Source organism: Bizionia hallyeonensis (genome assembly GCF_042657385.1).
Lineage (GTDB): Bacteria > Bacteroidota > Bacteroidia > Flavobacteriales > Flavobacteriaceae > Algorimicrobium > Algorimicrobium hallyeonense.
In genome coordinates this window covers 71,366-92,736 of sequence record NZ_JBHSLA010000005.1, presented here as the reverse complement: position 1 = coordinate 92,736, position 21,371 = coordinate 71,366, and the positions used below count along the sequence as shown (strand labels likewise).

General features: G+C 35.2%; 11 protein-coding genes. All 11 read right to left on the bottom strand.

What is annotated here, in order from left to right:
• Positions 1-73: 73 nt before the first annotated feature.
• The gene (locus tag ACFPH8_RS12310) at positions 74-3,244 is read right to left on the bottom strand and encodes a T9SS type B sorting domain-containing protein (RefSeq protein ID WP_376861355.1); all 3,171 of its coding nucleotides are present in this window, start codon (positions 3,242-3,244) and stop codon (positions 74-76) included.
• A gap of 67 nt (positions 3,245-3,311) precedes the next feature.
• Complete coding sequence (locus tag ACFPH8_RS12305; protein WP_376861353.1) at positions 3,312-5,642, bottom strand: T9SS type B sorting domain-containing protein; 2,331 nt, start codon at positions 5,640-5,642, stop codon at positions 3,312-3,314.
• A gap of 93 nt (positions 5,643-5,735) precedes the next feature.
• Complete coding sequence (locus ACFPH8_RS12300; protein ID WP_376861351.1) at positions 5,736-10,565, bottom strand: T9SS type B sorting domain-containing protein; 4,830 nt, start codon at positions 10,563-10,565, stop codon at positions 5,736-5,738.
• 108 nt (positions 10,566-10,673) lie between these two features.
• A complete protein-coding gene (locus ACFPH8_RS12295) occupies positions 10,674-12,518 on the bottom strand; it encodes a gliding motility-associated C-terminal domain-containing protein (RefSeq protein ID WP_376861349.1) in 1,845 nt (614 codons plus the stop codon).
• 39 nt (positions 12,519-12,557) lie between these two features.
• Entirely contained in the window at positions 12,558-15,881 is a 3,324-nt protein-coding gene (locus ACFPH8_RS12290; RefSeq protein WP_376861347.1) for a T9SS type B sorting domain-containing protein, read from the bottom strand.
• Between the two features lie 26 nt (positions 15,882-15,907).
• Positions 15,908-16,735 (bottom strand): ABC transporter permease, encoded by an 828-nt coding sequence (locus tag ACFPH8_RS12285; protein ID WP_248398522.1) that lies wholly within the window; start codon positions 16,733-16,735, stop codon positions 15,908-15,910.
• 18 nt (positions 16,736-16,753) lie between these two features.
• Complete coding sequence (locus ACFPH8_RS12280) at positions 16,754-17,647, bottom strand: ABC transporter ATP-binding protein (protein ID WP_248398524.1); 894 nt, start codon at positions 17,645-17,647, stop codon at positions 16,754-16,756.
• A 137-nt stretch (positions 17,648-17,784) separates the two neighbouring features.
• A complete protein-coding gene (locus ACFPH8_RS12275; RefSeq protein WP_248398527.1) occupies positions 17,785-18,300 on the bottom strand; it encodes a plasmid pRiA4b ORF-3 family protein in 516 nt (171 codons plus the stop codon).
• 36 nt (positions 18,301-18,336) lie between these two features.
• Positions 18,337-19,350 carry a COX15/CtaA family protein gene (locus ACFPH8_RS12270; RefSeq protein ID WP_376861344.1) on the bottom strand — a complete coding sequence of 338 codons (1,014 nt, stop codon included), beginning with the start codon at positions 19,348-19,350 and terminating at the stop codon, positions 18,337-18,339.
• 61 nt (positions 19,351-19,411) lie between these two features.
• On the bottom strand, positions 19,412-19,780 hold the full coding sequence (locus ACFPH8_RS12265) for a four helix bundle protein (RefSeq protein WP_376861342.1): 369 nt from the start codon (positions 19,778-19,780) through the stop codon (positions 19,412-19,414).
• Between the two features lie 103 nt (positions 19,781-19,883).
• Entirely contained in the window at positions 19,884-21,299 is a 1,416-nt protein-coding gene (locus ACFPH8_RS12260) for a CCA tRNA nucleotidyltransferase (protein WP_376861340.1), read from the bottom strand.
• Positions 21,300-21,371: the final 72 nt, after the last annotated feature.

The following is a 21,371-nucleotide window of genomic DNA, read 5'->3' as shown; positions in this document are numbered from 1 at the left end:
GTAGTCACAACTAATAACACTCTAAAAATTAATTTTAGTCATGCTCGTATCAAAGTACAAAAATACGTAAATTCTAGCGTTTAAGTGTAAAGTGACCGTTCAGTTGTTCGCCTGTTCGTAAGGTTATCACATACCAATAATCGTTGCTTTCTTTTGGGTAGCCTCTGTATAAACCATCCCAACTTTTAGATTGCAATGGAATCTGTTTTAAAAGTTTGCCATATCTGTCATAAACATAAATCTCTTTAATGGTGTTTTGCGTGTCCGTTATTTGCCAAACATCATTTTCGCCATCATTATTTGGTGTGAAAAATAATGGAATGTGAATAGATACTGCTGTTTCTATTTCAAATTGAATTGATTTTAGAACGCAGCCATTTATATCTTGAACGTATAATGTATGTGTTCCATTTGAAAGTCCTGAAAATAGAGGACTAGACTGGAAACTACCATTATCTATAGCGTATTCGTAAGAAATGCTGGTGTTGGTCATAACCACGTTTACCGTATTCTCATGTATTTGAAGGTTATTTTCTGTGAGTACGAAATCCATTGATGGAAAAATGGTAATTGTAAAACTACTTTCATTAGAACAAGTATTTGGCGCTGCACCAGATTCGTTATAGATAAATATAGTTTGTGTTGCGGAAATGGTTTCGCCTGCAAATAATGGCGTTCCTGTACCGTTAGTTTCTGTGAAATAACTTCCGTTAACTAACGTTGGCAAGGTATAATCTGTACACACATCTTGATTAGCTAATGTGTCAACAAGAGGAGCTCCAGAAATGGTAACCATAAAACTGCTTTCATTTGAGCAGGTGTTTGGAGCCGTACCAATTTCATTATAAACATATATAGTTTGCGTAGTTGAAATAGTTTCACCTGCATTTAGCATGGTTCCAGTTCCATTAGTTCCTGTGTAATAATTACCATTTGATAAGGTTGGTAAAATATATTCTGTACAATCTGTTTGGTTCGTTAGTATATCAACAGGAGGTGTACCGACGATGGTTACTATAAAACTACTTTCATTCGTGCAAATATTGGGTGCTGTTCCAGATTCATTATAAATATAAATAGTCTGGGTTGTAGAAATAACTTGAGTAGAATTTAGCATGGTTCCTGTGCCATTTGTTCCTGTGAAATAATTGCCGTTCACTAAAGTTGGCAGTACGTAATCTGTACACACATTTTGATCTGCAATTGTATCCACCAATGGAGCACCAGAAATAGTAACGGTGAAACTGCTTTCATTAGAACAAGTGTTTGGAGCTGTGCCAATTTCATTATAAATATAAATGGTTTGCGTGGTTGAAATAGTTTCGCCTACATTTAGCATGGTTCCGGTTCCATTAGTCCCTGTATAATAAGTGCCATGGGTTAAAGTTGGCAAGGTGTAACCTGAACAACCTGTATAATCTGAAATTGTGTCCACGGGTGGGGTTCCAGAAATGGTTATGGTAAAACTGCTCTCGTTAGAACAGGTGTTTGGAGCTGTACCAATTTCATTATATATAAAAATGGTTTGCGTTGTTGAAATTGTTTCACCTGCATTTAGCATGATTCCGGTTCCGTTAGTCCCTGTATAATACATGCCATTGGTTAAACTTGGCAACGTAAAATCCGTACAAACCGTTTGGTCTGACAAATTATCAACAGGAGGATTACTTGTTATGGTTACCGTAAAACTGCTTTCATTGGAACAGATATTGGGAGCAGTACCCGCTTCGGCATAAATATAAATTGTTTGTGTTGTTAATATGGATTCGCCAGAGTTCAATAAGGTTCCCATCCCGTTGGGTGACGTGTAATAATTACCATTTGTTAAGGTTGGTAAAATATATTCGGTACACGCGATTTGGTTCGTTGCTATATCTACAGGAGGCGAACCAACAATGGTAACAAGAAAACTACTTTCATTAGAACATATGTTAGGCGCAGTACCAGACTCATTATAAATATAAATAGTTTGCGATGTTGTAATTGTTTGACCGGCTATTAAGGTAGTTCCAGTACCATTACTTCCAGTAAAATAACTACCGTTTGTTAACGTGGGCAATACATAGCTATCACAAACTGTTTGATTTGAAATGGTATCTACTGCAGGATTAGAAACAAATAAATGAGCAGCATCTGTAACAAGATTACAAGTTGCAGATGTCATTTCGCAATAATATTGGTTGTTATTAAAACTAATAGGCACGTTGTTTAGGCTTAATGTATTGGTGGTTGCACCAGAGTAAGTGGCATTATTAACAACATTTACCCAAGCACCAGAGCTATTTAAAACTTTCCATTGATATGTGTATGTTCCTGTAGCTACAGACACCGTAAATGATGCATTTTCATTTTCGCAAATGGTTTGCCAATCTGGCTGTGTAATAACGGGAATCGTAGTTGTCGTAATAGGATCAGCTGTATGAGAACCTAGATTAGTACAGGTTTCATTAAGATCTGTAACCCAATCTGAAGGAACAAAGGTGTTATTTGGAACCACAGCATCTGCATTTCTAACAATACTGTAACCACGTTCGTTTGGTGCCTCAACTACATCTATTACCGTACCATTTTTTAATAGTTTAAATTCATCGTTATCATTTATTCCTGTGCCAACAGTAAAATCGGCAACTAAAGCTGGACAATCGGAACCACTTCCTAATAAAATAATATATGTATCTAAAGGTGCTATCGTACCTAGCATGGCGTAGGTATGACTTGGTGTTGGATCTCCAATATTACCATACCGATCAATAATATACACACCATCTAAAACAATAGGCGTGCTTGTTGGGTTATAAAGTTCTATTACGGCGTAGCTTCCGGAAAAAGCATCATAAATTTCTGATATATAAATATCGCCTGTATCTACACAATTTGGTTGAATAAACGCAAAATCGGTTGTCGAGTTTCCTACGCATCCACCCGAACTCGTAATGGAAATTGTAGCACTAGTATTTAATGCCGATGCGGCAAATACTGTAATTTGGTTATTATTAATTATAGTGAAAGCAGCAGTTACGCCATTAAAGGATACATCTACTGCATTGTTGAAATTACTACCATTAATAGTTATTAAGGTGTTTTCTGGGCCACTAGTTGGCGAGAAATCTGAAATTACCGGTTCAGGACACGGATTATTATAGCGGCTTTCAGTGTTTGAATAATTTACGTTTATTAATGCAAAACTACATTTGCTAATAAATAGTAAACAGAAAAAAAAAGGGAAAAGTTTCGGTTGTTTCATGGGAAAAAATAATAGCAACCAAAAGTAAGAAATTTTTACATATTGAAAGATTAAATGTATGTTACGATTATCTTACCAATGAAAAATGACCTAGATATTCTTTACCATTGGGAAGTACAGCGCGATACCAATAATCATCCGAACCTAATTGTTGACCTTTATACGTGCCATTCCAACCTGAATTAGAAGCATTTATTTGTTTGATGAGTTTTCCATACCGATCAAAAATACTGATTTGTAATTTGTTGGTTTTCGTGTTTACGCCAAGTGGTTTCCAGACATCATTTATGCCATCGCCATTTGGTGTGAAAAATTTAGGAAAACCAAGAACCGAAACATCTTGTGAAACTGATCCACATTCATTGATATCATTTACGGTTATTGTATGAACTCCAGCCGAAACATTTGTGAAGGTTGGGCTATTTTGGAACGTTCCAAAATCTAAAGCATACTCATAAGAACCTTCTCCAGAAACAAAAACAGTAATGGTGTTATTTGATGATGCATCTACAACTACAATTTCATCTATTGTCGGGATGTTAGATGGCAGAACTTCAATGTTTCTTACGGAAGTACATTGGTTCGTGTTTGTAACAAATACGGTGTAAACCCCAGTTTCATTAATCGCTATTTCATTTGTGTTCAAATTCAAGTCCAAGCCATTTAAATCCCAGCTGTATGTAAAATTACTAGGATTCTGTTGAACGCCAGAATTTAATAAAATGGTATTTGGAAACTCATTTAAACAATAAAAGATGCTTTCATCAGGAATTAATTCTGGTGCATTAAAAACTTGCAACGCCAAAGTTGTAAACGCATAACAATTTCCGTTATCGCTTATTTGAACAAAAAGTGTGTCGGAATTAGGACTGTTCGTATTTTCATAAGTTCCAGAAACTTCATTGGTTTGATTTTCCATATCTGTTTGCGTTTCAAAAAACGAAACAGAAGCGGTGTTTGGAACATCCGGTTGCGAAATAACATAAGATTCTAATTCAGAAATAACAAAATTAGTAATGCCATCAAAATCGGTATCACAATTTGTAAAAGGTGCTAAATTAACTGGGTTATTTGCAATATCTAGAATAATTTCGGCAACTGAAATGCAACCATTAGAATTGGTAATACGTGCGTAAACGGTTTCTAATATACTGGCGTTGTTGTAATTAGATGGATTTGTAATAAGTCCGTTTCCAGTTTGTTCTGCACCTATAAAAGTGTTGTAAAAACTATCTGCTGACAATTGAGTGTCACCATTGGTAATGGCGGTTTCAGCATCAAATAAATTATAGGTCGTGAAGCCATTCAAATCCAAATCGCAAGCAATAAGTGTTGTGTTTGTTACAATGGGATCTGGCGCATATTCAATAGTTATGGCGCCTGTACTTAAGCAGGTGCCATCAATATTTACCTCCACCGCATAATTGCCAGGCTGTGTAACGGTATAGGTAGCGTTGGTTTCAGTTAGGAGTTCTGTGCCGTTTCTGAACCATTTATATGTGTTGTTCCCAGGTTGAAAAGCATTTAATTCTGTCGTTTCATTGGCGCAAAGTGCCGTGTTTTGAGCAATTAATAAATCTGGACCTAAATTAGAACTTAATTGAAAACTACCAGCTTCTAAATACACAGCAGAATCGTAACGTGGATTTATATGATCTGCAATAACCAACTTTACATGATAAGTGGTGTTTGGTTCAAGATCAGCAGCAATAGCAGTTAATACTTCTGTTTGACCATTAAAATTTATGGGAGCTGTTGGGCCGTTCCAACCGCCAAAATATTGTTCGTTAATAGGATTACAACTGCCTGGAATTCCTGAATGTACGGTTGTTACTTTTATAGGTGTTCTAGTATTTGGAACAACAGCAATATTGGTGTAACGCGTTTCATTTACTGGTCGGATTAGGAAACCGAATAAATCAGAATAACGACACGTATTTGGATCCCCTTGCTGATATTCCTCCGAAGCAAAAATATAACGAAAGCTAATTTGGTCAGCAATGGCTTCAAATTCAAACTCTAATATCGTTGAATTGAAGGTTTCAGATTCGTTTAAAACAGATTCTATTTCTTCATCACCTATCCAAATAGGTGCAGTATCATCACTTAAGGACGTATTGGGACCTGCAGTGTTTTGTAAACGCCCTGTAGACATAACAATACCACTTTGAAAAGGAAAACTGGAACCATTGGCTTCAAAATAGCCGTAGCTTAAATCCGATCCATTAAAATTTCCGCTCACAGAATTGGTTACAACCACATTGGAAATACAATCGCTATCAATTAACACATCTTCAATAAGTTCTTGAGGTGTATACGCGAAAGAATCAGCAGTCACATTTTGAGACCATGACATGAGTGACCATAAACAGGCCATTATAAAAAGGGCATTTTTCATTCCTAGCAATTGGATTGCAAAGATACGTAATAAGAATTTTTATAAAGCAAAAGCATGGGTTGCTTTTTATAGAGAATTATAATAATTTATGAATTAACGTTTTAGGGTGAAATGACGTTTCACCTCAAAAGCAGTATCTCCTTTTTTGACTTTTGCTAAAAACCAGTAATCGTTTGAAGGCATATTTTGGCCATTATAAGTACCATCCCAACCAGGTGAAGAATGTGTTAAGGTTTTTAAAAGCTTTCCATAGCGATCAAAAATATATACGATGGTTCCTGGAATTTGATTGACACCTGTAATATGCCAAGTATCATTTTGTCCATCCTGATTGGGTGTAAAAAAGAGTGGTGCATCAATGATTACAATTTCTTTAATTGCCGATGCACACCCATTTAAATCATAGACTTCAATGGTATGTGGTCCCAAGGTAACGTTATAAAACACATTGGAAGATTGAGGAACGCCATTGTCTAAAATATACATGTAATTACCTATTCCACTTATGGTAACGGTAATATTATTAGGATTAGAAAAGTCAATGGTTTCTGTGAATTCTATGGTAGCTTGTTCAGATTCAATCACATTAAATGTAACGGAAGTAGTACACCCATAATCCGACCTAACGGTTACCGAATAGCTTCCTATTTGGGTGATTTCTATTTCCGGCGTTGTTGCATTGGTAGACCACAAATACGTATCCGTATCAAATCCTGTTTCAGCTGAAACAACTAAAGGTAAATTATCTAAACAAACCGTCTGGTCTGGAATTTCAACAAAAGGTTTTCTTTGAACCAAAGTTAAAAAATTAGTTGTCGCAAAACATCCTGTGGTATTATTTTGAACGCGTACATAAATAGTTTGATTATGGAAAGCATTATAATTCAAATCCGTAATGGGATTATTATTTTCTAATGCTTCAATTTCCAGCTCATAATAGGTTACGGTAAAATTAGCTGGATTTTGACCACCTAAAATTGTGCTTGTTTGTTGTGATAAATCGAAAACACGCATCCCATCAAAATCATCATCACAGGCTTCTAAATTTGCAGGTGTGACTGCTGTTGGGTTTGGATTTACCAATAGCGTGAATGAACTTATAGCAAAACAATTTGTAAGTGTATTTTCAGCACGCACATAGATGGTGTCGTTATTGGAACCATAATTGTAATTACTATCTAATGGGTTTAGTGCTGATTCAGCATCTGTTTGTGAGGCATAAAACGTAGCAGCTACATTGGATTGTGTATCAATTAAACTCGTGATGGTTTCATTTAAATCAAAAATATTGTTAACGGCATCACAGGTGTTATAATCTGTTATTGGATTTATGGTTGGCGGTAAATTTACTTCCAAGTCCAATGGCACCATAACATAGCATTGAGACACGGTATTGGTTACGCGAATGTATACGGTTTGCGGATTTTCAATATTTTCATAGGCGTCTGGATTGGGAATATTATTTGTATTTGCTTCCAAATCGGCTATATTTTCATGATAGGTTACTAAAATATTGTTTTGTCTGATTTCCAATACTTCAAGTTCTGAAACGGTTAAATCGAAGGTTGTAGATCCATCATAATCGGTATCACAAGCTGACATAAGCGAAGCCTGGTTTACATTTGGAACTTGAATAACATTCAGTCCAAATTCAGCAATTCCATGGCAATAGGTACCGTTTTCAATTCGTGAATAAATTTGTTGCGGATTACTTTGATTGGTGTAATTTAAATCGATTGGATTTTCAGCGCTTTCAGCATCTTCTAGACTTTCATAAAAGGTAATGGTTAAATTATCAGTACTACCTAGACTCATAGCGGCTTGAATTTCGGTTAAATCAAAAGATTCTTGAGCATCATTAGAAATATCATCACATAAAAAGGTGTCTAAAGGCGGATTAAAGATTGGAATAGAACCGACTTCGATAAAAAAGGTGCTTACACCAAAGCAACTGGTATCACTAATGTTTTCCACACGAATATGAATGGTCTGTGGGTTTGATATGTTTTCATAAACAGCGGTTTTGTCAATTATATTGGTTCTGTTTATGGCGTCATTGGCATTTTCAAAATACAAAACGCGTTTTCCAGTTTGGCCATTTAAAATATCCGCATCTTTTTCTTCAAAGATGAACTCTGCAATTTGATTACCATCCGTTTCACAGTTATTAAAGTCGGCAATGGGTGTAAACACAGGTAAGGTATTAACGACAATCTCGAAATTTTCAATAGCAAAACATCCTGTGGTTATACGCTCCACTCGTGAAAACACAGTTTGTGTATTGGCATTATAGGCATTGGTATTTGTAATTCGGTTTGTATTGGATTGTGCATCTAATAATGATGTATGAAACGTAATATTTAAACCTTCTGTGGCAGTAACAATTTCTGGAATTTTGGCATCTAAATTAATTAGGGTAAAGGCATCCTGGTCATCATCACAAATAATTTCATTACTAGGTTGTGTAGTTGTTGGTGCTGGTAACACTTCAATTTCTAAAGAGGCAATATCAAAACAACCCGTATTACCATTTCTTACGCGAACATAAACTTCAAAAGGATTATTGGTATTGTCATAAAAAGGCGGTAATGGATTCACATTATCTATAGCATCATTTTCCGTTAGAAAATAGCTTACTTCTGCATTTGGAATTCCTGAACTTACAGAGGTGTTGAAGCCAAATAAATCCACCGATGTCATGGTGTCATCATCCGTATCGCAATAGGTTACCAAATCTAAAGTGGGTAAAATGGTTGCTGGGTGAATAATAAGTTCTATTTCAGAATCAACCGAACAAGTAGCACCTATAATTGTAATGAACAAGGTGAAAGGTGTTTCTGTAACCTCATAAGGAACGGTTTGGTCTATGGCATTATTTCCAGCAGTTTGATCGGCTTCTGTTTCATAAAAAGCAACGGTAACATCTAATAGCCCATTAATAATGGTTGTTGCAATATTCTCTAGGTTAAAATTGACTATACCATCATTAGATGCATCATCACAGCGTGAAAAATTTCTAATATTACTTTCATTAAGGAGTAAATTGGTGTGTAATTCAATAGTAGCAATAGAGGGGCATCCTGTAATGTTATCTACAACTCGAATAAAAACGACTTGAAATAGTGGTGTAGTATTTGTGTAGTTGGTGATATCTGCAATGGGATTATCACCTGTTTGGGCATCCTCATAGGTTGTATGAAATGTAGTGGATACATTGGTCAATCCGTTTAAAACATCATCAATAATTGTTGTTAAGTCAAAATTTTCAAAGCCATCATCGTCTTGTTCACAAGCGTCTATGGTATGTGAGGCATTATCAATAGCAGGACTATCAAGAACGCTAACATTTAAAGTTGTTGTGCTTCTACAGCCAGTAGCCGTATCCAAAACACTCACGAAAAGCTGATCGTTTTGGGTCATGTTAGAGTAGGGTTCAGGTACAGGATTTGCACCAGATTCCGCATCTGTTTGGTTGTAATGATATGTTACCGCATAGCCTGGATTTCCTCCCGTAATTTCAGTGTCCTTTACGGATAGGTCTATCAGTGTAAATCCATCTCCATTGCCATCGTCGCATACTTCTAAAGTTGTTGGCGGTGTAATGGTTGGTACCGGATTCACAATTAGATTAAATGTACCGAACGCTAAACAGCCATTATCAGTATCTAAAATCCGTACATAAATGGTTTGCGGATTTACTGAATTTTGAAATGGTGTTGAAATTGGGAAACTGCCGTCTTGCGCACTGTTAGCGTTGAAATGGTAAGAGATGTTGTAATTTCCAGTTGGGACAGCTGCAAGAACGTCGGGATCTTTTATGGATAAATCGAAGGTGTAAACACCATCATTACTTGGGTCATCACAAACAATGTAATCCGAAATATTTCCAGCTGATTGTTCAGAACTTAAGGTTATAATAGCGGTATCTTCAATTTCGCAAATGGTACTATTGATAGGAATAGAAATGGAAACGGTGTATGTTCCAGAAGTGTTTACGGTTAAAGTAGGACTAGTTTCTCCTGAAATTGGTACACCACTCTCAGACCATACATAAGTTGCTAGTGGGTTTTGAATATCTCCATTTAAAGTGACACTATCAGCACAGGTTGTAATATCTGGCCCTAAATTAACGGTTGAATTAAAACTATTTCCTTGTATAAAAACAGCCGAATCAAAATTTTCATCTTCTTGATCTGCAATCACTAATTTAATGTGATATTGGACGTTAGGTAGAATAGTTGCTGAAGCTGTAAGAACGGTTGTACGCCCATTAAAATTGGTGTCACCTAAATTATAACCTTCAAAATATTGTTCGTTTTCTGCGGGACAAAATCCTACAACTTCTTCATGTATCGTACTGGTATTTACGGGTATTGTAGTTCCTGGAATTACGGCAACATTTATATAAGGATCAGTGGTACCGGCTTCTTTAATTAGAAATGCAAAACCATCGGAATACTCACAAGGATAATTAGCAAAATATTCTTCGGATGCTAGAATGTAATTAAATTGCACTTGGTTTGAAACCGAAATAAAATCGAATTCTATAGATGTGGCATTTAGCGTATTCGTAATTCCTAAAGCAGTTTCTAAATCTGAATCTGTAAGCCAATCTGCTTCACCATCATTTAAAGGGTTTGCATTTACAGTATTTCCAGCTGAAACGGCTGCTCCAGTAGATAATAGGATACCGTTTTCAAAAGGAAAGGCGGAATTGTTGCGCTCAAAATAACCAAAACTGTTTATATTATTAACAGAGCCGTTTATAACGGATTGCACATTAGAAATCTCCACACAACCATCAATTAAACGGTCCTGGATAAGTTGCTGTGCTGTAAACGTATCATTTATAGATATTTGTTGTGCATAGCTGTTATTGATGGAAGCTACTAATAGTGAGGTGAATAAGAAGATTTTCTTCATTTTTTTATTTCAGGTTGTCACTAACAGATTTGGGGCTAGTAAAACAAATGTAATAAAATAATCAGATGAAACGCTAATTTTACCGTTTAAATGCAGATTTATATTTATTTAATAGTTTACATACACATAACCGGTCATAGTTTCATAATTGGAATCATTTAAATAGAGTACATAAAAATAGGTGCCAACTGGCACTAAATTTCCTTGATTTGATATGCCTTTATTAGCTTTTCCATCCCATGGTAAATCATTGTTTCCTTCAAAAATTAGTGTTCCCCAACGGTTGTAGATTAATAGTTTATGATTCTCAAAAATAGTGTAAAGCCCTTGAATATTAAACCAATCGTTAAATCCGTCATGGTTTGGTGTGAAGACTTGGGGAATATAAGGCGGACAATTTTTTACACGCACATTAAATTTATAAAAATTAAAGCAGAAATCCGTATCAATACGAATAAAAATTTCTTGAGGTGAGGTGTCGTTGTTAAAATATTCTGGAATTAATATCTGGTTTTCCTGATTAAACAAATCAGTTTCCGATTCATAATAACTTACATCTTCAATTGATTCATAGTCAATAAATTGAAGTTGTTCGGTTAGATTGAAGGTTGCTTGATTAAATCCAATATCGCAAGCCTCTAAGGGTTGTAGTTGTGTAACTTCAGGAATAGGTAATAATGTAATGGGTTCTGTTGTTATGTTATTTAATTCATTTAATTCGGTAACAATGCCAGTTCCATTTCCTACATCATCAATTATAATTTGAAGCGTAAAACTATCTGGAATAATGTCAGGGATATTAATGGTTATGGATTGTGTTTCAAAACCATCTATGGGGATCATGTCTTGAGTTTCACTTTGGGCGACTAGAAGCCCATCTGCATAAAAGGCTATTGGTGTGGCTGCTGGTAAAATTTCAGTAGAGTTTATATTAAACGCTGTATAATCTATAGTAACAATTCTAGTGGCACATTCTAAACGATAGGCATCCAAAATAATAGTTGCGTCTGGTAGCTGACTGTTTAAGACGGTAATCATGTTATTCAAAATGATTAAATCAGCTTGAAGAATACCAAATTCATCCAAATCACCGGTTGTTAATTTAATTTCAACGGAATTATCGCCAATGGCAATATTATTTTCAATGTTGTACACATCTAAATCACCATTATAAAATGTGTTACTTGCAGTGAAAGAATTTGTGCCGTTGAAGGCATTATTAGCCGGATTTAAAGGAGGGTTAGAAAGTATGTTATTATTGATTAAAAGCGATTCGCCGTAATTTAAATTCGCATCACCTTCCCACGCTAAAAAGCCAATTTTTGCGCCTTCATTATCTAAAACATTAATGTTGTCCAATAAAATGGTTTTTTCTTGCACATTTCTATTAATAATTTCCAACCCTTGAAATAGGTTTATTTGGTTGAGCGGTAGATTTGTGTTTTCATAAATAATATAAATACTCCAACCTGCAAAATTAGTCCGGTTATTACAGTAGCCATCATTGGTGGTTAAAATGTTTGAAATGTCAAGATCTGAAAACGTATACATACTATTTCTAACTGTTCGTATGTATTCTGTAATGTCCGTATAACAGGAAAAATAGGTGAGGAGTCCGTAATTTGGATCGTTATAATCTACCAAATGAGTATTATCCGCTAAAAAGGGAATTCCATTTAAGCTGACTTCGGTATCCCCACTTCCGGAGCCGGCCCAATACAAATAGGCGGCTACAACATTCCAATCGGGATTTAGGGTTAACTCGGCTTGGGATTGTGGTAAAATTTCACAAAAACTGCGGTCTAAATTGTTTTCAAAAGGATTGAGGGTATTACCTATTGCCAAATAATCATACCGACCATTAAATTGCTGAAATAGTGCTATTTCTTGACTGCATGCCACAGAGGTAGCAATACAACAAATGAATACTATAATTTTGTTTAACTGAAACATAGAACGGTGTTACAGTTTTAAATGTACGATTTTTTACTGTTAACGTTTTAAGGTAAAATGACTTTTAAAAATACGACCGTCTTTTAGTTTTACAGAAAACCAATAATCGTCATTTGGCATAACTTCACCGTTGTAGGTTCCATCCCAGCCACCATTTAATGGGCTTAACTCTTTTAGTAATTTCCCAAAACGGTTATAAATCTGAACACGTGTACTAGGTTGAAACATGGCTGTTACGCCCTGAACGTTCCATGTATCATTGGTGCCATCGCCATTTGGTGTAAACACATTAGGGAAACCTATAACGGAAACCATATCTTCAACAATGCCACAATTGTTTTTAACATCTCGAATGCTAACCGTATAAATTCCTGCGTCTACATTGGTAAATTCATTACTTGTTTGATAGGCTGTATATAGTGCTCCAGTGGCATCAAATAGCGCAAATTCGTATTCGCCTTCACCCGATACTATAACTGTTATCGTATTATTACTTTGTAGTGCATCTTGAATGTTAATAGTTTCAATCGTTGCAATATTGGAAGGTTCAACAGTAATAGAACGCGTTTTTGTACAACCAAATGCATTAGTTGCTGTAACTGTATAGGTGCCAACTTCATTTACAGCAATATTATTTGTGGTTTGACCAGAAGTCCACGAATAGGTATAATTGTTAGCCGAATCATTTAAAATACCTGCATCCAAAGTAATTGTATTCGGAAAGGTGTTTAAACAATATAATACGGTTTCATCTGCCTCCAATTGTGGTCTTGGGTTAATGGTAAATGAAACTTCACCAATACCATAACAGGCATTATTGTTTTCTACACGTGAATAGATTGTTTGATTATAAGGTATGGTGTTATTAAATGGTGTTGATAAGGCATTTTTTTCTAATAAGGCATCATTATAATTCGCATAATAGGATACGGGAAATGTAATGGTATTGTCTTGCTGAATGGCTGTCGTTATGACATTCAAATCGAAGGTGTTAATACCATCTTCGGAGTCTAATTCATCACAAACTTCTGGTACTTGATAATTGTTTATTTGTGTGGTACTGACTTCTAAAGATAATTCAGAAAGACTGTAACATAAGGTCGTATTATCAATAATTTTGGCAATTACAATCTCTGGATTACTCGTATTAATATAACCTAAAGGGTCTAGCATGTCTGTACCAGAATCTGCATCTATTGAATTTTCATAATATTCTATAGAAACCGTTGTGGAATTTCCTGATAAGGCATCAAAAGCTTCATCTAAATTAAAATTAGTTCTACCATCCATATTGCCATCTTCATCACATTGAATTAAGCTGGTATTGAAAGCAGGGGGCAAGGGGTTTATGGTTACTATAAATGATGTTGTACTATAGCAATCCGTATTGGAGTCATTTTCAACGCGCACAAAAATTTCTTCTTGAAAGGCTGTTTGGTTATAATAACTGTTAGCAAGTGGACTCGTGCCAGATTCTGCATTTGCCAAGGAACTATAATAACTAACCGAATATTCCGCAGGATTTTGTGTGTTTAATACCGTAGAATTAAAGCTCAATAAATTAATATCAGTCTGACCATTATAAGGGTTTCCGTCTGTGTCATCATCACACCATTCTTGGTTAGCAATTGGATTTGCCGTTGGTGTAATAAACACTTCCACTTCAAAGGCGGTGGTTTCATAACAATTCGGGTTGTTTTTATTATGAATTCGTGCAAAAATAGGGGTTGGGTTCATGGTGTTAGTAAATAAGCCCGTTATCTCATTTTCGTTATTATCAGCATCCATTTGGGATTCAAAATAATGAACTTCAAATACACTAGCATTTTGCATACCTAATATGTCTGAATCACGTGTTGTTAAATCAAATTCCGTCGTCAAATCGCCACTACACGCATCAATATCTAAATCTAGAGCCGGATTTATTGTTGGAACATCATAAAATGTTACAATGGCTTGGCCTTCTTTAGACTCACAATCATTGCTAGGTATTTCAATAAAAACCGAGTAATCACCTCCTGTATTTAAAAACAATTCATTTGGAGGAGTTGGTGTGGGAATTGGGCTGTTGTCCAATGTCCACGTGTATGTTGCTCCTGGAATATCTTCTGCAATTAATGTAAAAGTATCGCCTGTACACAGTAATAAATTATTGGCTTCAGCAACACCATTAGTAATATCAATTTTTTCTGTAAAAAAAGAGGCTATAAAAGGTGGTAAACCTTGAGTTGAATTATTGGTGCCTAATGAAACGGCATTGTGTTGGTAATTAGCATCAGTACCAACCATATTAGGATTATTAATGACACTTAAAAATGATAAACCCTGGGTATACGTTGCTGCCATAGACCTATATATTTTACCATCTGGACCCAATTGCAATGCACTTCGGTAAGCGTTTCGGTTGTCCAAAACAAGAGCCGAATCACTTATGTCAGCAGCTGTTAAGTCAAATTGTATCAGTTTTGATTGATGTGCATTGGGGTTGTTGTCACCTCCACCAAAAAAATCATTTGAAGCGGTTACATATAAAATTTGGCTGTTTGGTGAAAATTCAGCTCCATAAGGTTGGTTATTATTTCCAGAAATTGGTATTATTTCACTGTTACTCATTGTACCCGTTGTAACATCAAAATCAAAAAGGTATAAACCATCATCTACATTAGCCAAAGCTACTTTTGTACCATCTGGTGATAATTTAAGATAGCCTCGTGCATCACCAAGATTCATCGGACTAAAAGTGGATGTTACAGCCGTTGTATTGACGCCAGCGTCTGTAATTTCGAACGCATGAAAGGTATCTAAATCTGCAGTAGCGGGATTATTGAATGCGCCTTGAAGGTTTGAAAAAGTAATAACCCAAATGGCACCCGTTTGACAATCTTTTAAAACTGCAGCAATTTTTTCAGCACATTGAGACAAAAGAGGTTCATCTTTTAAAGTTACAGCTCCACGACCAGAGTCCAAAGTCATATCGACAACCGAATATTTTAATCCGGTTAAAGTTTGATTAGAGCCAACCGTAAAAATGTAGTATATATTTTCATCATCTGGTTTTGGAACTACAATGGCAGATTGCGTGCTTGATTCATGACCTGAAAGATCGCCTCCATTACTCATTACTAGATGATTACGGTTGTAGACAAAAGTTCCATCTGTATAGAACAATAAATTTCCGTCACCATCTGATATGGAAGAACAGCCTTCAACCGTGTTAAGTTGACCATCATCAAGAGCGGTAATAGTACCATCTTCTGCAAATTGAATTCCAGCATTTTCGCCAAAATACCAATTAGACGCTTGTTGTTGACTAAAAACACCAACAAAACATAGTAAAAACGTGTAACAGAGAATTTTTTTCATTTGGATAGCAATATGATCCAAATATATTACAAATCTCGCTTCTTTAATAATCTTAAGGACAAAAACACAAATATAGCTGTCCAAACTAATACAATTGCAACTTCATACCAATGCACGGCATAGTCATAAGCTAAATCGGCCTTTTCAGGAAATTTAGTTATCATAATACGCTGAATGGGTTGATCTATCAATTTGTACATGGACTCTAATGGTAAAAAGCCTTTAACTTTAAACGCCGTTTCTGAATTTCCAAAAACTTCATAAGCTCCCCAATATACAAGCCATTCAACTATATAAAGCACGAATAAAAATGCTAATGCAAATGCGGATCGCCTTAAAAGCATGGCAAAAAATAAACAGAGAGTGAAGAATCCAACAAGCTTTACAAAATAAGCTAATAGGAACTCGGTTTCTCTAAAAATGATGCTTGCTTCCGTATAACTGGAATAGTACATGCCGATTAAAAATGAGGCCACAGCAATTAGAACCGTTGCAAATAATGAGAAAAATACAATGGTGTAAAATTTAGAGAGTATAAATTCTTTTTTACTTAAACCGTCAATTAAATTTTGTTTGATGGTTTTGTTGCTGTATTCATTCCCAATCATACTCACCACAACAATTGCAAAGAACAATTTGAAATATGAGGCAAAAAATGTGGTTATATGCCAGATTAATGGGAAGTTAAAAATGCCTAATTCGCCTAATTCTAAAGTGAAAAATCCGAAGAAATTTATTTTTATGGAAGACAATACCAAAACCGTAAATGGCAAAATGAATGAAATAAATATTAATATTTTATTCGTTCTACTTAACAGTAATTTTTGCAATTCTAAATTTACTAGTCGTAACATGTGGTTGGTTTTGATTGGTTAGTTGTCTGTTAATTGTAAGAATTGTTCTTCAAGACTTTCTTTTCGTTTTACTAAATGGGTTAAAACGATACCGTTATCAAACAACAATTTGTTAACGCTTTTGGCATCCATAGGTTCATCTAGAAATGCTGTAATTAAACCGTCTTCAACTTTAATTTTTCCAAACATTTTTTTACTTTCCAAGAACGCCATAAGGTTATTGGTATCTTCTGCTTTAAGTTCTAGAAAACCATGACTGGATATCATTTCGTCTACAGGGCCAGAATATAATTTTTCGCCTTTTCGAAGAATAACCACGTGTGTACATACCTTTTCTACTTCGTCTAATAAATGGGAGGCTAATAAAATAGTGGTACCTTGACTGGCAATTAATTGAATTAAACTTCGTATTTGATGGATACCTTGCGGATCTAAACCATTGGTTGGCTCATCTAAGATTAGAATTTCTGGATCGTTTAATAAGGCTGATGCAATAGCTAAACGTTGTTTCATACCCAAAGAAAAGGTTTGAAACTTGCTGTCTTTTCTATCTAAAAGTTTAACGAGTTCTAGCTTTTCATCTATTTTACTAAAAGGGACCCCTTTAATTTTGCAAACCAATTTCAGGTTTTGATACGCTGTCATGTATGGATAAAAATTTGGTCGCTCAATAATTGCGCCTACTTTTTTTAAAGCATCATGTGTTGAGGTATTCCCATCAAACCAATGAAAGTCACCAGATGTTTTATTTACAACATTTAAAACAATGCCTAATGTGGTAGATTTTCCGCTACCATTAGGTCCTAGGATCCCGTAAACATTCCCTTTGTTGATGGTGAATGATAAATCTTTAACAGCCGTAAGGAAGCCAAATTTTTTAGTCAGATTATTAATTGTCAGTATGGTTTCCAAAATAGTTCTGTTTTTGGTTAATGGTTACTTGTAGGACGAGCAAGTTATTAATTTGTTACATGCTAAAATAAAAAAAGCATTCGGTTAAGAATGCTTTTTAATAGTAATTGTTGTCTGCTTAATTGACTAGCAAGGTGTTAATTCCAATTCTCGTCAAAATCTAAATTATCATAATCGTCCACATCTAAATCGTCTTCAAATTCATTGTAGTCGTCATAACTTTCAGCTTCAAAGTTTTTTTCTGGAGCTTCATCCGGAATTTGACCATGAACAAACATGAGGTTTGGATAATCTGTACCTTCGGTTTCTTCAACAATTTCAGCAAGTTCCACATAAAATGTCCACATGCTTAAAAAATCATACACATAAATAAGTTTGTTTAAACCTTCATGCACGGTGTCTTTTAAAACAGATCTACTCATCAGTTTTACAGGATTCAAGCCATCGCTCATATCAAATAATGAAATTTCTTCACCTTGATTCCATTCATCATCAGACAAATAAAACGAAGCCATTTCTGTACCATCAAATCCAAAGGATTGTGTAATGGTATTATGAAGGTCTTCCATGGTATCCGTTTCACGAATTTCTATATCGCGAAAAACGTCCTTGTCCGTGTCGTTATCTAGTACTATTCGAAATCTGTATATCATATTTTTATTTATGCCGCAAAGGTAGTTATTTTAAAATTATTTGCTAAATCGATGTAGCGTAAATGTCATAGCTGAAAGCAAAAAAAATGCACCCACTTGATGTGCCACACCTAACCACAACGGAACCGCATAAATGATGGTTAATACGCCTAATAAAAATTGAAAACCGACTAAAATCAGCAAAGCATTTATACTCTTTTGTTGGAGGTTTGTAAGGGTCATTTCGCGCGCTTTAAACCACAAAATAAATATGGATGCTACAACCAAGTAAGCCAATGTTCTATGTATAAATTGAATACCACTTGGATTTTCAATGAGATTTTTATAAAACGGTTCTAAAATATAAACCGTGTGATGCATAAATTTGCCTTCATTCATAAAAGGCCAATGGTTATGCAGTAAACCAGCTTTTAAACCGGCCACAAATCCACCATAAATTATTTGAACAATGAGGATGAGGTAGCTAACAATAATAAGGTTTCTAAACTTTTTGTCAATGACTTTTTTATCAGGATATATTAAATCCAAAGCTACCCAAAGTGTTGCAGCAAAGGTTAAGAATGCCGTTGTTAAATGGGCTGCTAATCTGAAATGACTTACATCTGGCATATCTACCAAACCACTTTTTACCATATACCAACCTAAAAAACCTTGAAATCCACCTAGACCTAATAAAACCAAACATTTTTTGATGGTGCTTTTTGTAAGTTGCTTGCGAAATAGAAAATATAAGAAAGGAATAATAAAGACTAATCCTATGACTCGACCAATTAACCTATGAAACCATTCCCAAAAATATATACCTTTAAAATCTTCTAAAGTAAAGTGTGAATGCAACTTTTGAAATTCCGGATACTGCTGATACAATGCAAAAGCATCCTGCCATTCTGCATCATTTAATGGCGGGATAGTTCCTGTTATAAGTTTGTAGTCGGACATAGATAAACCCGAATCTGTTAATCGGGTAATACCACCAACCACAACCATGATAAAAATAAGAACGCAACCTGTAAGGAGCCAGTAGATTACTTTTTTATTGTCTTTTTTCATTTTTTTAAGTTTTCAGAGTTACAGAGTTACAGAGTTACAGAGTTACAGAGTTTTTAAAAGGTTAGTTTTTTATTTTACGAATAAAACTGGAAAGCATCCGTTCAATTTTTCTACTGTCATTATATAATTTATTAAAATTATCTTGTTTCAAAAACTTTAAATTGTAAGCTATTTCAAGTTGTGTTTGTAATTCAAACAGCGAACTTAAAGGAATGTTCAAAAAACGCAAATAATCTTTCTTTCCTTCTCTACCGTAACCTTCTGCGATATTACTCGGAATAGAGGTTGCAGATCTTTTTATTTGAGACGTTAACGCATACAATTCATCAGGCGGAAAAACCATTACTTCACTATAAATTAAAGTCACCAATGCCATAGACTTTTGCCAGACTAATAATTTTCTGAAGGTGCTATTTTTTGAACTTTCCATTTGTGAATTATGTTTTTTAGTGTCAAATTATTTTACCGCTTTACCGCTTTACCGCTTTACCGCTTTACCGCTTTGCCACTTTTCAACTTTGTCTCTTTGCAACTTATACTCGCGTCAACCCCAAACGTTCCCCTTCTTTTAACATGAGTTGAAAAGCCGCCTCATGTTCATTGGGAATTTCACCTTCTAAAATAGCTTCTTTAATTTTTTCTTTAATCGTGCCAATCTCTCGTGAAGGTTTAATGCCAAACGTTTCCATAATTTCTTCACCCGAAACCGGTGGTTGAAAATTTCGTATCTGATCACGTTCTTCAACTTCTACAATTTTATCACGTACAAGCTTAAAGTTATTGTGGTATTTCTGGAATTTCTTCGGATTCTTCGTGGTAATATCTGCTTCACACAGCGTCATTAAGTCGTCCACATAATCACCAGCATCAAAAACCAAACGTCTTACAGCCGAATCTGAAACCATATCATCCGCAAGTGCAATAGGCCTAGAACTCATAAACACCATTTTTTGCACATATTTCATTTTATCATTCAAAGGCATTTTCAAACGTTTGAATAAATGGTAAACCATTTTGGAGCCTTCAAATTCATGGGCATGAAAGGTCCAGCCATTTTTTTTGTGAAAGCGTTTTGTGGGCGCTTTTCCAATATCATGAAGTAAAGCAGCCCAGCGAAGCCAAAGGTTATCCGTGTTTTCTGCAATATTATCTACGACTTCTAATGTGTGATAAAAATTATCTTTATGACGTTGCCCTTCAATTTCATCAATCCCTTTTAATGCGGTTAGTTCGGGTAAAATATGTTTTAATAATCCTGTTTCTTCCAACAGTAAAAAACCAATGGACGGTTTTGGCGATTCTAAAATCTTGTTCAGTTCAACAACAATACGTTCGTTTGTTATAATCTCTAATCTGCTATTATTTTTTGAAATAGCCTGTAAGGATTCGGGCTCAATAGTAAAGTGCAATTGTGTAGCAAAACGGATGGCCCGCATCATCCGTAAAGGATCGTCACTATATGTAATATCTGGATTTAAAGGTGTACGAATTATCTTGTTTTCTAAATCTAGAACGCCTTGGAAAGGGTCTAATAAATCGCCAAAATTAGATTTGTTTAAACTTAACGCTAGAGCATTTATGGTAAAGTCCCGACGATTCTGATCATCTTCCAGCGTGCCATTTTCTACAACAGGATTCCGGCTGTCCTCATGGTAACTTTCTTTACGAGCACCTACAAATTCTATTTCTATATCTTCAAAACGCAACATGGCAGTTCCATACGTTTTAAATACTTGAACTTTAGGTTTATTGGGAAGGTTTTTAGCTACTTGTCGGGCTAATTCAATGCCACTTCCAATAGCTACAATATCAATATCTTTAGGATTTCCGCGTTTCAGAAGAAAATCGCGAACAAAACCACCAATTACATAACAGTCAACCTGTAATTCTTCAGCAGATTTTGAAATGGTTTCAAATATAGAATGCTCTAATGCGTTTTTATAATTCATAAGTTTCAAATTCCCTGTCTGATTGATTAACAGACACCCTTCGCATTCAAAATCCCAAGTTAAATTTCAGGA